This is a genomic window from Pseudoalteromonas sp. RWi3 (assembly GCF_054960735.1).
Map to the genome: position 1 here is coordinate 167,403 of NZ_JBHNYL010000003.1, position 14,715 is coordinate 182,117.

General features: G+C 41.3%; 9 protein-coding genes. 7 read left to right on the forward strand and 2 right to left on the reverse strand.

Annotation, left to right across the window (positions count from 1 at the left end; all coding sequences use genetic code 11):
- Positions 1–46 precede the first annotated feature (46 nt).
- Together ACFI4Z_RS06575 and ACFI4Z_RS06580 are read left to right on the forward strand one after the other, a co-directional pair.
- Positions 47–2,047, forward strand: a complete 2,001-nt coding sequence (locus tag ACFI4Z_RS06575; protein ID WP_462669884.1) for a marine proteobacterial sortase target protein — start codon at positions 47–49, stop codon at positions 2,045–2,047.
- Positions 2,044–2,622, forward strand: a complete 579-nt coding sequence (locus ACFI4Z_RS06580; RefSeq protein WP_462669885.1) for a class GN sortase — start codon at positions 2,044–2,046, stop codon at positions 2,620–2,622. Before ACFI4Z_RS06575 ends, ACFI4Z_RS06580 begins: the two co-directional genes overlap by 4 nt.
- Here ACFI4Z_RS06580 and ACFI4Z_RS06585 read toward each other — a convergent pair.
- Positions 2,529–3,476, reverse strand: coding sequence for a DMT family transporter (locus tag ACFI4Z_RS06585; RefSeq protein ID WP_462669886.1), 948 nt, complete (start codon positions 3,474–3,476; stop codon positions 2,529–2,531). The genes ACFI4Z_RS06580 and ACFI4Z_RS06585 overlap by 94 nt on opposite strands.
- 126 nt (positions 3,477–3,602) lie before the next feature.
- On the opposite strand from ACFI4Z_RS06585, the gene proB reads away from it, so the two are divergent.
- From proB to gltX, 4 genes are all read left to right on the forward strand, one after another.
- Positions 3,603–4,706 (forward strand): glutamate 5-kinase, encoded by a 1,104-nt coding sequence (gene proB, locus ACFI4Z_RS06590; protein ID WP_462669887.1) that lies wholly within the window; start codon positions 3,603–3,605, stop codon positions 4,704–4,706.
- Between the two features lie 68 nt (positions 4,707–4,774).
- Positions 4,775–5,737, forward strand: a complete 963-nt coding sequence (locus tag ACFI4Z_RS06595) for a GGDEF domain-containing protein (protein ID WP_462669888.1) — start codon at positions 4,775–4,777, stop codon at positions 5,735–5,737.
- A gap of 63 nt (positions 5,738–5,800) precedes the next feature.
- Complete coding sequence (locus tag ACFI4Z_RS06600; protein ID WP_462669889.1) at positions 5,801–6,160, forward strand: glutathione S-transferase N-terminal domain-containing protein; 360 nt, start codon at positions 5,801–5,803, stop codon at positions 6,158–6,160.
- Positions 6,161–6,242: 82 nt separating this feature from the next.
- Positions 6,243–7,727 (forward strand): glutamate--tRNA ligase, encoded by a 1,485-nt coding sequence (gene gltX / locus ACFI4Z_RS06605; RefSeq protein ID WP_462669890.1) that lies wholly within the window; start codon positions 6,243–6,245, stop codon positions 7,725–7,727.
- 46 nt (positions 7,728–7,773) lie between these two features.
- Here the strand turns inward: gltX and ACFI4Z_RS06610 are convergent, their stop codons facing one another.
- On the reverse strand, positions 7,774–8,160 hold the full coding sequence (locus ACFI4Z_RS06610) for a hypothetical protein (RefSeq protein ID WP_462669891.1): 387 nt from the start codon (positions 8,158–8,160) through the stop codon (positions 7,774–7,776).
- Positions 8,161–8,697: 537 nt separating this feature from the next.
- On the opposite strand from ACFI4Z_RS06610, the gene ACFI4Z_RS06615 reads away from it, so the two are divergent.
- Entirely contained in the window at positions 8,698–14,556 is a 5,859-nt protein-coding gene (locus ACFI4Z_RS06615) for a S8 family serine peptidase (RefSeq protein WP_462669892.1), read from the forward strand.
- The last annotated feature ends 159 nt before the right edge of the window (positions 14,557–14,715 follow it).

A 14,715-nucleotide genomic window follows, 5' to 3' on the forward strand; every position in this document is an offset into this window, starting at 1 on the left:
GGGTGCGCTAAAGAGCACCCACATAATTATTTTAGGCGTGAATTTTATGTTGAGTAGACCTAGCAAAGTGCTTACCCAGTCTTATGTAAAGGTGTGGGTAAGCCTTTTTATATTAGTTTGTAGTTTTACACCATACTCAGTGGCGGCAAGTGCTGTTGAGCTGCAAATGTATGACAACCAAGGCGCAGGCGTTGCACCGGGTGTTATTTTGCAAAGTGATGCAAAAATGACGGTAACAGGTCTGATAAACCACGTTATTGTGACTCAGCATTACCGTAACGAAAACCCGTTTGCAGTGAATGCGCGTTATGTATTTCCACTGCCTGATGAAAGTGCTGTACATGCAATGACTATGCGCATTGGTGAGCGTGTCATTAAAGGCCAAATAGATAAGACAGAGCAAGCAGAGCAGCGTTTTCAACAAGCTAAAAAAGCAGGTAAACAAGCGGCCATCGTCAGGCAGCAACGGGCAAATATATTCACTACAAATGTAGCCAATATAAACCCTGGTGAAACCGTTATTATCGAGCTTGAGTATCAAGAAGTGATTGATTATCGCAGTGGTACTTTTGCGCTTAGATTTCCGACGACGATAACACCGCGTTATCATCCACTTAATGGCGAGTTATCAGCTGCAAACGCTCAAGATAATAAAGCGATTAACACGCCTTTAGTTGCTAATGGTTGGATCAGCCCTGTTTATCAAACTTCGGCTGGCGCGGCTTCTGATAGTGGAAAGTTTAGTTTAACTATTAATATCGATGTTGGATTGGAATTGGTTGATATTGAATCTAAATATCACCAAATTGCAGTAACCAATCCACAGTTTGGACATTATCAAATTGCACTTGATGAAGGCAGCGCTGTTAACCGAGATTTTTTACTGGAGTTTAAGCCATTACAAAAAGAGCAAGCGCAAGCTGCGTATTTTACTGAGCAGTTGGAAAATGGTGAGCGTTACGGTTTATTAATGCTAATGCCACCAGATGATCACTTTACTCAAACGCAAAGACTGCCGCGTGAAATGGTTTTTGTAATTGATACCTCGGGCTCAATGCATGGTCAATCCATGGAGCAGGCAAAAAGTGCGTTGTACTATGCATTATCTTTACTTGATGCAAACGACAGCTTTAATATTATTGGGTTTGACGACCAAGTAGCCTCTATGAGCGAACATCCGATTGCAGCTAATGACTTTAATCTGCGCCGAGCCGAGCGTTTTGTTTACAACCTACAAGCGGATGGCGGCACTAATATTGAAGATGCGTTAGATGCGGTGCTTGATAACAGCGAGCAAGAGGGGTTTGTGCGCCAAGTGGTATTTTTAACGGATGGCAGTGTTAGTAATGAAGCTGAACTATTTACACATATTCGCATGCAATTAGGTGATACGCGTTTATTTACGGTAGGAATAGGCAGTGCACCAAATAGTTACTTTATGCGACGCGCTGCTGATGTGGGTCGGGGAACATTTACTTTTATAGGTAGTAAGAAAGATGTACAACCGAAAATGCAGCAATTATTCAATAAATTGGCTCATCCTGCCATTACTCAATTAACCTTGCAAAGTAATGATAAGCAGCTCGAGTATTGGCCATCACCGTTACCTGATTTATATTTTTCAGAGCCTGTTATGGTGGCCATTAAATTAACAAACAATGATGGAGTAAGTCTTCTCGGTCAAACAGCGCAAGGGCCACTTAATTTAAAACTTAATGCACAGCAAGGCCAAAATGCAATGGGCATAAGCCGGTTATGGGCACGGCAAAAAATTAAGTCGTTATTACTTTATAACGATAAACAACTAGTAAAAGAACAAGTTCAAAACCTAGCATTAGAGCATCAATTACTAAGCCCATTTACTGCATTTGTCGCGATTGAGCAAACAACAATAAACACGCCAGCTGAACACGATGTACAAGTAGCAAATCAACCCGTGCAAGGACTCACCATGCGATTGCCGCAAACTGATGGACAAAGTAGGTTACACATGTTTTTGGGGGGCATTTTAATCACTGTGTTCGTTTTTTTAAGAGTCAAAAAATGAAATTCTGGTTTAGTGTTCTCGCCCTTGTATTGGGTGTGGGTTTATTTTCACATGGCAGTTATATACAAGCAAAGGCATGGCTTGCTCAGCACTTAATTGAGCAAGCATGGCAAAAAGCGTTACTTACTCCAAATGAGCAAGTAAAACCTTGGTTCTACGCGGATAGCTATGTAACAGCGCAGCTTAACTGGCCAAGCCAAGGCAAAATGTTATCAGTATTAGCAGGGGCTAGTGGCCGTAATTTAGCGTTTGCGCCAAGCCATTATTTACCAAGCGGTGAGCTTGGTTCTGAACACGGCGCTTTAATTGCGGGGCACAACGACACCCACTTTGCCTTTCTACAAAACGTTAAAGTAGGCGAGCAGTTTAGCTTACAAACACAAAGTGGTGCCGTGGTGTATTATCAAGTGCGCGAGATTGACGTCGTTCATCAATCCCAAACTGATTTTTTAGCGCACAGTGGTTTGTATTTACTAACTTGCTATCCTTTTGATTCAGTCGTGGAAGGGACCGAATTTAGGTTGTTAGTCTCTGCTGATAAGGTGTCGTCAACAACACCAACGACTAATTCTTGATGGCGTTGACTGATCATGACACCTACAAACACCACGGTAATACTAAGCCATTGGCCTAAAGTGAGTATTTCACCCAGCATAATGGCAGATAAAATTAAGGTGAATATTGGAATTAAATTAGAGTATGCAGCAGCAGTAAGCACCGAGACCTTGCTAATTGCATAGTTATACAAACCATACCCACCCAAAGTAACGCAAGAGCCCAAGTATAAAATACTCATTAATGCAGTTAAATCATGTTGGTTTTCACTTGGTAAATCAATGAACAGTAAAAATGGAGCAAAAAACAAACTGCCACTAAAACCTTGTAAAGCAATGAGTGTTAAAGGGGAATAGCGCGCGGCTAAGTGCTTTACTGCCACGGTATAAAAAGCCGCACACACCATTGCCATGAGCTCTAAAAAGTTTCCTAACAGCGGGTTAGGGGCTTGATCTGAAGTAGGAGAGAGCAGTGTCAGTAAAATACTGCCGCCAATACAAAAGGTAAAGCCAATAACTATGGCCTTACTGATGTACTCTTTAAGCATAAAAAACGCGAGAAAAGCAACAATGATAGGTAAACAAGAGACGATCACACCCGCTTGTGAGGCTGAGGTGTATTCCATAGCGTGCCCTTCAAATAGGAAGTATAAGCACGGCTCCGCTAGTGACATCCCCACAAGATACTTCCAATCCCCCTTACGGTAGTCAAAACGAATAACGTAGCGCCATAAACATGCAGCAATGACTAGTGTTGTTAGCATACGTAAAAAAATCACCAGCGCGGGGTCATAAATAGCAATCGCATATTTGAGTGCAATAAATGAGCTACCCCATAAAAAGGTGGCAATAATTAAACATAAACTAGCTGGCATGATTGGCTCTTACTTAAAATTCAGATGAATAAATAAAAATGCGATCCTAGCATGAATATTTTTAACTTGTTCAAAAAGCGATAACTGGTATAAATAAATTATTCATATTTTGTGTAGTAAGTAGCCATGTATAGGGCACAGGTAATAGTAGTTAAGTTGGGAACGAGTGTGCTTACCGGTGGCAGCGATAAACTCGATAAAGCGCACATGGTTGAACTTGTTCGCCAATGTAGCGAATTAAAAAAGCAAGGCCATCAAGTCGTCATGGTTTCAAGTGGTGCAGTGGCCGCGGGCCGAGAGCAACTTATTAAGCCCTGTGGTCGCTCGGTGATAGACAAACAAATGCTTGCAGCCATCGGTCAAGGTCAGCTTATTCATATTTGGCAAAGTCTATTTGCATTGTATGGTGTTAATGTTGGGCAAATGTTGCTGACTCGTGCTGATCTAGAAGACCGTGACCGTTACTTAAACGCCAGAGACACATTAACAGCTTTATTAAGTCATGATGTGGTGCCAATTATTAACGAAAATGATGCCGTTGCGACCAGTGAAATTAAAGTGGGTGATAATGACAACTTATCGGCATTCGTCGCTATTTTGGCCAATGCAGATAAGTTATTGCTATTAACTGATCAAGAGGGTTTATTCACCAGTGACCCTCGCACGGATGCTAACGCACAACTTATTGAACAAGTTAGTCATATTAATGATGAGCTACGTCAGCTTGCTGGTGGTAGCGGTACAAGCTTAGGTACGGGCGGTATGGCAACTAAGCTTCAAGCTGCTGATATAGCAAGGCGCGCTGGTGTTGAAGTGATAATAGCCAAAGGCGCGGGTCAAAATGTCATTTTAAACTGTATGACGGATCAATTACCCGGCACCCGCTTTGTAAAACTCAGTGCGCCAAAGGATGGCCGCAAGAAGTGGTTACTAGCAGGGCCAAAAAGTAGTGGTCAAATAGTTATTGATGATGGTGCAACATTGGCTATTCAGCAACATGGCGCGAGCTTATTAGCCAAAGGTGTGCGTGCAGCAAAAGGCGTATTTACAAGGGGAGACTTAGTTGATTTAGTGGATTTAAATAATCAGTGTGTAGCTCGTGGAGTTGTTCGATTTAATAATCAGGAAGTTGAGGAAATTAAAGGTTGTCACTCCAATGATATTATTAACGTATTAGGCTTTGATTGTGGATCAGCAGTTATCCATCGCGATGATTTAGTGTTGTTTTAGCCAGATAAGTTAGCAAATGAAGTATATTGTTCTAAACTTAATGCCATGTATTTATAGGTAGATGTTAAATGGCGAACCCCTGCGGACATGAGTGGATTGTATCTATAACACAACAAGAAGAAGAGCCAGATTTAGATAAAACTTTGCTAAGCGCTATTTCAGAGCTTGCAGAAATTGATGCTTTTGCAATTTACGTTAATAAGCACTTTAATGATGATGTTGCGCCTGTATTACTGAATAAAGACTCTCCTTTAGGAGCATTGGATAGTCATGAAATAGCATCAATTTTACAAAAGGTTTCAAAAAATAAAATACGCGTAAGTGCGGCCTTTGGCTCCTACACAAGTTACATCCCCATGTATTATTTAGGGCGCGTTATTGGTATGTTGCTGGTGGAGTCAGACCATGAGTTAGCTGAGCGAACCACTATGCTCAGCATTCATATTTTAAATGTGTATGCCAACCAACTTGCACTTATTCATCGCTCACGGTTAGATCCCCTCACAGAGCTTTTAAATCGGCAAACCTTTGATACCAAAGTGATGGAGATTGTGTCTGATGATCAATTCTCTTTGTCTAATGAAACACAAAGTTGGTTTTTAGCTTTAGTGGATATTGATCATTTTAAACGAGTTAATGACAATTTTGGCCATGTGATTGGAGATGAAGTTATTTTGCTCTTAGCGAGGTTACTTAAAAATAATTTTAAAGTTGATGATTTTGTATTTCGTTATGGTGGTGAAGAATTTGCTGTACTTTTTTATGCTAAAAGTAACTCCGATGCACATCACACTCTCGAATGCTTTAGAAAAAACGTAGCAGAATATCCTTTCCCTCAAGTAGGTCAGTTAACTGTGAGCATTGGTTATTTAAAACTTACAGAAGTTGATATGGTGGCGTCACTTGTCAATAAAGCGGATTTAGCACTATACCATTCAAAAAATAATGGCCGTGATCAGGTTACTTCATACCTTGATCTTAACGTTATTGAAAAAGTTCAAAATGACGATGATGGGATTGAGCTTTTTTAATGCTATTTTAATAGCTGTTATGCTAAAATCCGTGCCCTTAATTTGTTGTCGATAGGGTAGAAAATGAAATTAGTTCGTTGGATTTTAGGGTCTTTAATCTTATTTTTTGATTTTATATTTACACCGCGCAGTAAAAAACGTGCGCCTGAGGACCAAGCAAAGCTCGATCAGCAAACCCGTGATTTTAAACTCTACCAATTTAAAGCGTGCCCTTTTTGCGTAAAAGTACGTCGTGCTATTAAGCGCGAAGGCTTAAAAGTAGAAACCCGCGACGCCAAAAACAATCAGCAATATCGTCAAGAGTTACTAGAGCAGGGTGGTAAAGTTAAAGTGCCTTGTTTACGTATTGAAAAAGATAACCAAGTGACTTGGTTATACGAATCAAACGATATCATAGCCTATTTAGATAAAGTCGCAGCCTAAGGCGTGCGTCCACTTCGAAAATTGCCCTTGCCATGCTAGCATCAGGGCAAGTTTTATAGTCCTTTTTTAAAGAGAATATACCATGACAATCCGTACTCGTGTTGCTCCGTCACCAACAGGTGACCCGCATCTTGGCACTGCTTATATTGCCTTATTTAATTACTGCTTTGCTAAACAGCAAGGTGGCGAATTTGTACTTCGTATTGAAGATACAGACCAAGTTCGCAGCACGCCAGAATCTGAACAAGCGATTATGGATAGCCTACGCTGGTTAGGTCTTGAGTGGGATCACGGTCCAGATATTGGCGGTGAATTCGGCCCATACCGCCAATCAGAGCGTAGCGATTTATATAAGAAATATGCACATCAGCTCGTTGAGCAAGGCAAAGCGTTTTACTGTTTTGCAACCAGCGAAGAACTTGACCAAATGCGTGAAGAGCAAATGGCAGAAGGTTTGCGCCCTAAATACGATGGTCGTGGTTTAAAATTATCGGAAGAAGAAATTAAAGCGAACTTAGCTGCTGGCAAGCCGTACGTTATTCGTATGAATATCCCAAGCGAAGGCACATTCAAGTTTAACGATTACTTACGCGACGAAATTGAAATCCCGTGGGAAAACGTGGATATGCAAGTGTTGTTAAAAGCAGATGGTTTCCCTACGTACTTTTTAGCTAACGTGGTTGATGATCACCACATGCAAATTAGCCATATTTTCCGTGGTGAAGAGTGGATTAACTCAGCCCCTAAGTTATTAAAGCTATACGAAGATTTTGGCTGGGAAGCGCCTGTACTTGGTCACTTACCATTACTGCGTAATCCGGATAAATCAAAGCTATCAAAGCGTAAAAACCCAACTTCTATTAATTACTATAAAGAAATGGGTTACTTGCCAGAAGCGGTACTTAACTACTTAGGCCGCATGGGTTGGTCAATGCCTGATGAACGTGAAAAATTCACCCTTAATGAAATGATTGAGCACTTCGATATGAAGCGCGTATCACTGGGTGGTCCGGTGTTTGACGTAGATAAACTAAGCTGGCTAAACGGCATGTGGATCCGTGAAAACCTAACAGATGCAGAATTGATGCAACGTTTTGTTAATTGGAAGTTTAACGGCGATATGCTTGCTAAAGTATTACCAGAAGCGAAAATGCGTATAAATACACTTTCTGACATGGTTGATTTAGCAGGACATTTTGTAGGTGGTATCCCGACTTACGACCCTGCACTTTTAACAGCCGTTAAAGCTGACGAAGATGTTATTCGCCAAGCGTTACAGTTCTTTATCTGGCAGTTAGAGGGCGTGCGTAGTTGGGAGAAACCTGAAATATTCGTTATTGCTAAAGCGGTAGCGACCTTCCATGAGTTAAAAATCAAAGATTTCCTAGAGCCAATATTTGTGGCTATTACTGGCAAAACATCGTCTACCTCGGTATTAGATGCAATGGAAATTTTAGGGTCTGACCTATCGCGTGCACGTTTACGTGTCGCGCTTGCTCATTTAGGTATTTCTAAAAAGCAGGCTAAAAAGATAGAGCGTGCTTATCGCGAATATCCAAACGGTTAAAATACTTATCAATTAACCCTATAAACCGAGCTTTATGCTCGGTTTTTTAATAGCTGTAAGACTGACCAATACATAAGTAAGCTTTTTCACATTCATATTTAGCATATGTCACGGCTTTACATTGCTCAATGGTATAAGCGTTTGCTCCTCGATTTACAGCATCTTGCTTTAATAAAGATTGGGCTTCGGCTTTTAAGTTATTTTTGTCAACAGCCCCTCGGTGACTCTCTTTATAGTTTGCACAACTGAGCCCTTCTATCTGTCCCATCATCGTTGCACCCATTTCGTTTGCATGTTGGTGGTTTCGAAATTTATATAAACCATGTTTAGCAATTTGATTTGCAATCATGTATTCACTGATATTTGTAGACAGAGTGATAGAGCTACAGCCACTACACAGTAATAAAAGTAATAAAAAAAACTCTTTATTCATTTTGGCTCCGTTGACTTCTCAAGGTTAAATTTACAGTAGTCTGTTTTTCTTTAGGTAAGGCAACGTTTATATGGTGTGGTTATTACTCATAGTTAGGCGATAATACAGCATTAATGCCAAGCAAACGCTTCCTTTAAATCGCCCCTAGTTTGAACGACTTTCAATCCGGAAAGGTCAACAGGCCCTTGTTACTGCTTTTATTATTATTCATTTTATTAGTATAACCTTTCGTTAAAATTTAACGTGTTAAAAATTGTAATATTTGCAAATGCAAAATTTAAAAAGGAGCCGCTTCTTATTAATAGTAATATTTTTGTAAATGTGTAAAAACGATGCTTTCTGAATTAAAGTCATGAAAATAAAGTGGTATTTATTGTGGTTGTTTGTTGTGATGTTTGTTTTGTTAATTTGGTGTACAAAATGCTACACGTTTTAGCGTCACTTTTAACCCTGCTTATGATTGAATTGTTTGTACAAGCTTTGAATTACTATTCAGATTGCTTGAATAAATATAATCTAATTATCCAGGGGACACTTATGCAAGTGAAGACAATTTCAATTGCTGTTGCTGCTGCAATATACAGCGCGAGTGCAGCTCATGCTGCTGACATTGAGAGTTATACAAAAGAGAATGTATTAAAAGCGCCTAATTTCACTTTAGAGCAAGTTCAGACATTACAGAAAGAAATAAACTCGGTTGAACAACCAATCACTGAAGTAGCTGATCTTAATGTTCAAGTTAACGCACGTGGTGCGAAGTTCGTAGAAGAGAACTTAGAGGGTGAGCATATCTACATTGTTCGTTTACGAGATGCATCAGTGAGTGTTGCTGCCAATACCCCGAACTCCCCACTAACTCGCGCACTATCTGCTCCAAATTCAAAGTTATTTGAACGAGGCCAAGCGACAAGTCGAGCGGTTATAACATATGAGAATGAACTAAAACAAAAACAACAACAGGTTTTTTCTGAAGTAAGCTCAGTTACTGGGCGCACTGAGATACGGCGTCAATTTACTAAAGCCATCAATGGTTTTTCTGTCAAAATGACAGAAAGTGAGGCCGCGCGCGTTGCAAACCTAGGCAGTGTAGCCTCTGTAATGCGTTCAAAGCATTACGATTTATTATCTGATGAAGGCCCAAAACAGATCAAAGCCGATGAGGTTTGGTCTGGTGCTGCTTCAAGTACAGGCTTGAAGCTCAAAGGTGAAGGACAGATCATCGGTATTATTGATTCGGGTGTGAATACTGATCATCCATCATTTGCTGATATCGGTGGCGATGGCTATGATCATGAAAACCCATGGGGTAATGGTCAATATGTGGGAGATTGTGTTGAAGAGCCAGAGCATGTGCAATGTAATGATAAATTAATTGGTGTGCGTTCTTACGATGTTATTACTGATTCATATTCGGCAATGATCCCAGGTTGGCCTGCAATTGGTGAAGATTACAGTGGCCATGGTTCACACGTAGCATCAACAGCAGCAGGTAACGTTATTAATAATGTACCTTATATGGTTGCGGGTGCTGGTGATGAAATGGATGGTAAGGTGATAAAAGAAGACCTTTTTCCTGAAATTTCTGGCGTAGCGCCTCATGCGAACATTATTTCATATCAGGTTTGCCATTCAACAAATGAAAGTGACTACAGAGGTTGTCCTGGTGAAGCTCTGGTAGCTGGTATCGAGGATGCCATAGGTGACGGGGTTGATGTTATTAACTTCTCAATTGGTGGTGCAGACTCAAATGTATGGGCTGATCCTGTACAGTTAGCATTTTTATCGGCGCGCGAAGCGGGTATTAATGTCGCGGCGGCTGCAGGTAACTCAGGTGCTGATGTTTGCGGTGCTTCAGAATGTTTAGGCTATTTAGATAATTCATCACCTTGGCTAAGTCAAGTTGCCGCAACAACCCACGCTCGTAGCGTTGTTGTTGAAACTGCGGTTGAATATGCTGGTTTTGCAAATGACGAGTTTGGCTCAGAAGTACCAAGTTGGGCAGAAACAGGTCTATTGGGTGGCTCAGTCAATGATGAAGAAATTACAGGTGTCGTTGTTTGGGCAAAAGATTACGAAGATATCAATGGCGAGAAAGACTACAACGGCTACTGCGTAAATGAATACCCTGCAGGCACATTCGATTTTTATAAAGATGGCACTGCGATTGAAGGAGCGGCAGAAGGTGAGACGAATGTTATTGTAATTTGTCAACGTCATGATCCGAACGATCCAAATGGTAATGCTCGTACAGCTAAGTCAGATAACATAAAAGCAGGTGGTGCTGATGGCTTTATCATGTTCAACCGTAATTCAGAACAAGGCACTGTAGCAGAAGGGTATTCATTACCGAGTGTGCACTTCACCTATGATCAGTGGAATGGAAAATGGCCAGAGGAAGGGCTTGAAGATTGGGTTGATAGCTACTCTGAAAAAGGTCATATGATCACTATTAAACCAACAGCCATTGAGCGTCGCATTAATGAGGATGATGCTGATTGGTTAGCTACATTCTCATCGCGTGGCCCATCTTATTCAAATATTGAAGTATTAGCGCCAACACTTGCCGCACCTGGTGTTAATATTTATGCCGCTTACTCGGATGAACATCCGTTTGTTTCGACGCCATACGGTACTGATTATTCAATGAGCAGTGGTACGTCAATGGCATCACCACATGTTGCAGGTGCTATGGCACTTATTCGCCAAGCTCACCCAGAGTGGTCAGCAGCTGAAGTTCAATCAGCACTAACGATGACAGCAGATAATGAAGTGCAATATTACCGCTTAAATCAAATTGGTGGTGAGTCAGATAAAGCACAAATTTATCGTGCAGGAGCTGGCCGCATCAATGTTGCTAATGCAGTTAAATCAGGCTTAGTAATGGATGAAAGTGCAGATAACTTCTTAGCAGCCGATCCATATAATGGCGGTACACCACATAAACTTAACTTACCTAACTTAGTTAACTTTTCATGTGCGCCTGAGTGTCAGTGGGTTCGTACTGTTAAAGCGACTAAAGACGGTACATGGACAGTAAGTCATGAAGACGTTGTAAACTGGAGTTTTGATATGCGCAGTCAAAGTGCGCAAAATGGTGTGAACATTGAGATCACCCCAAAAAGCTTCTCACTTAAAGCGGGTGAAACACAAACTATCGTCGTTAAAGCATCAGTGATGGATACTCAAGACTGGTTCAGTAACTCTGAGGTTGAATTGCACAGCAACTTAATCTTTGCGGCACAAGAGGCTGATACTCCTAATGCACATTGGCCAATTGCATTTAAATATGACCGTGGTGAGCTTCCTACAAGACTAAATGCCGTGGCGCATGCTGATAAGGATTCAATGGTTGTCGAAGGCATTACCATGCCTGCACTAGATGCCCCTACAGCAAAAGCGTATAAACCTGTTAAAGCAGAGCGTAAATCAGTGACGCTTAAAAAGGATGATGATCAGATTTATCCATGGGCACTCAATAGAACTGGCGAAGTATCGGTAGACGATATCCTTGATGAGGCTGTTCACTCTGGCTTTGTCACTGTGCAGGCTGATGCAAAACGCTTAACAGTGGAAGTGTTAGACGTAATTGAGTCTGAGTTAGAAGGGCGCATAGATATCGGTAACCCTGGGGTGTATATCGGTAAAGACTACAATGGCGATGGTATTATTCAGCCACAGGATGAAATTTTATGTGTTTCAACTCATACCATTTATGCCAACTTTTGTAATATCAATAATCCTGAAGAGGGGGAGTATTGGTATATTCTTCACAACAACTTCGAGTCAAATTCAAGCGGCCTAGAAGAAACGTTTGAGTATGCAGTTGGTGTTGTAGGGTCTGAGTTCGCTGAGACTATTGATGTTTCTTTGCCTGCCACTGACGGTGTTAACACTGTTGACATGACCGTTATGTGGGATATGGAAATGGAGCAGGATGATGTTTACTACAGCTTAATTGATGTGGGTACATCTGCAGTCAATGTTGGTAATCTAGGGTCGATTCCGTTTAAGCTTGAGCGTGGTGTAAACCGTGTCCACCTTGATGTGCCACAAACAAAAGCGAATATAGGCGATAAAGTCCCCTATACTTTTGAAGTGCTGGCTAACAACTCAGGTCTAGACCGTAACTTTACTTTTACTGCTGATATCCCTGACGGCTTAATGATTAACCCCCAGAATGTGATGAGCTCACGTAAGGATTTGGATATTGAGGTTGCAGATGGGCAACTTATAATTTCTGGCGTGCAAGAAGATACATCAGACGTTGCGGCTGATTATATTGTGACAAACAATATTACTGATGAAATGTGCCGTACACCTGACTTTGGTGGTAATTCACCAGGTGGTTATGTGGATTTAAGGCAGTTTGGCTTAGCGCCGATTCTATCTGGCTTCGATGAGCAAAATAACGTGACTTACCAGCGAGGCTATACACTGCCTGTAAGTTCATTATTCAGCGGTGTTGATCAAATAAGTTTATATAACAATGCCGATGAGACTAATTTGAATTATGGCATGGTAACCATACGCGGTAACGGTAAAGTCGATTTTAATGTCGGCCGTCACTTCTTCCCGTTCCACGATAAATTTCCATATGATAATCAACCATATGAAGCTGTTGGAGCGCTATGGCGTGGCTTTTTCCCTGGTTTTAGCAGCGACTTTATGAGTGTGGGTTTAAGCAGTGATGAAGGTATCACAGTTGCAACTACAGGCACAGGTTGGGGGATAATCGAATGGGATAATGCAGCAGATTATGGTGATCCAATTCGCAATCGTCAGACCGGTCAATATGAGTGGACAAAACGTGATAACTCATTTGATTTTGAAGTGATTTTTAATGCTCAAACTCGCTTTGGAGATAACCAACATGAGATCTATCTAGCCTATGATAATATAGATTTTGGCTCAACAGATACACGCGGTAGTGTGGGTATTCAAGGTTTCAAAGGGCAGCTATACTCGTATGGGCCCTTAGAAGGTTACCTTGGCCGTTCAATTGCATTTAACGATGTGGATAAGGTTGTTAAAGACGGTATGGTAATTTGTATGGATTACGTTGGTCCTGAATCTTCACAGTTTGAAATCACTGCATGGGCAGACATAACCGCTAAATCAGCAGGTAAAGATTTAACCTTTAGCGCAAATATTGATGTTGAAGGTATGGATGCGATGCAGTTGTCTCATACACTTTCAGTGCCAAGCAATATTACCTTAGTACCAATTGATGACATGACGACACCTGAAGAAACTGCAGTAATGTTTGATGTTCACTACATCGATGAAATGAACTCAAAGAATGAGATTTCAATAATTTCAGATGATGTTACGTATGAAGTTGATGGTGACACAGTGACAATTACGCCAGTAGATAATTTCTTTGGTGATACTGAAATTGAAGTTGTGGTATCAGACATCGAAAATCCATCAGATGCTGTAAGCACCACGTTTATGTTAACAGTTATCGGTATGAGTGATGCGCCAGTAGCTGAGGTTGCAATAAGTGAAGTGGTTATCACTGAAGGTGAAACAGTGACACTTGATGCGTCAGCTTCAGCAGACCCAGACGGTGACGAGTTAACATTTGTTTGGTCAGGGAATGGCACAATTGCTGATGCAACAGCACCAATGACAACAGTATCAGGCTTAACTGCAGGTGAGCATGTTCTTAGCGTTACCGTTTCAGATGGTGAGAATGAGTCAACGGCTACAGTCAATGTTAAAGTTGTAACGGTTGCAGAACGCTTAAGTATTAGCGATATGGGCGATGTGTCAGTGGATGAAGATAACAGTACAGAAGTGGCGGTTAACTTTGACAATCAACTAGGTAAAGAAACGGTGATCACTGCGATAGCAAGTAACGCCAGCGTTGAGGTGATGGGGCATGAAACAGGTTCAATGCTGAAGCTAACGCCAAACGCCAACTTCAATGGTGAGACTGAAGTAACCGTGATGGTTGCTTATGCAGACGAGCCAACAGCCGTTGCACAAACGGCCTTCACATTGATTGTAAATGCCGTCAATGATGCCCCAGAGGTTGAGCTTAGCGAAACGCATATGTTTGCGCGTGAAGACCAAGTACCGACATTATCAGCATCAGCGACAGATCTTGATGGTGATGAGCTAACGTACGAGTGGACAGGTCCATTCACAATTGCGACGCCAAATGCTGCGAGTACACAAATTTCAGACCTTATGGTAGGTGATTATGTGTTCACAGTAACGGTGAGCGATGGCACAACCAGTGTTGAAAAAAGCATGCAGTTATCAGTTACAGAGGCCCCAGACGTTGTGGAGCCAGATGATGAAGATAACGACAGTGGCTCATTAGCTTGGCTAACTGTGTTATTGGCGGGTTTTGCAGGGCTAAGACGTCGTGCTCTAAAGCGTAAATAATCACTCCCTAAGTGTGTTATGTAACAAAGGGCCTTCGGGCCCTTTTTTCGTTTAACAAAAAAATAATGACATTTTAATAACCAAAAGGAATATCTAAAACCGAAAACCTATGTAGCAAAATGTACAAGCTGTTTTATATTTTCTTCAGTATGTTAATTT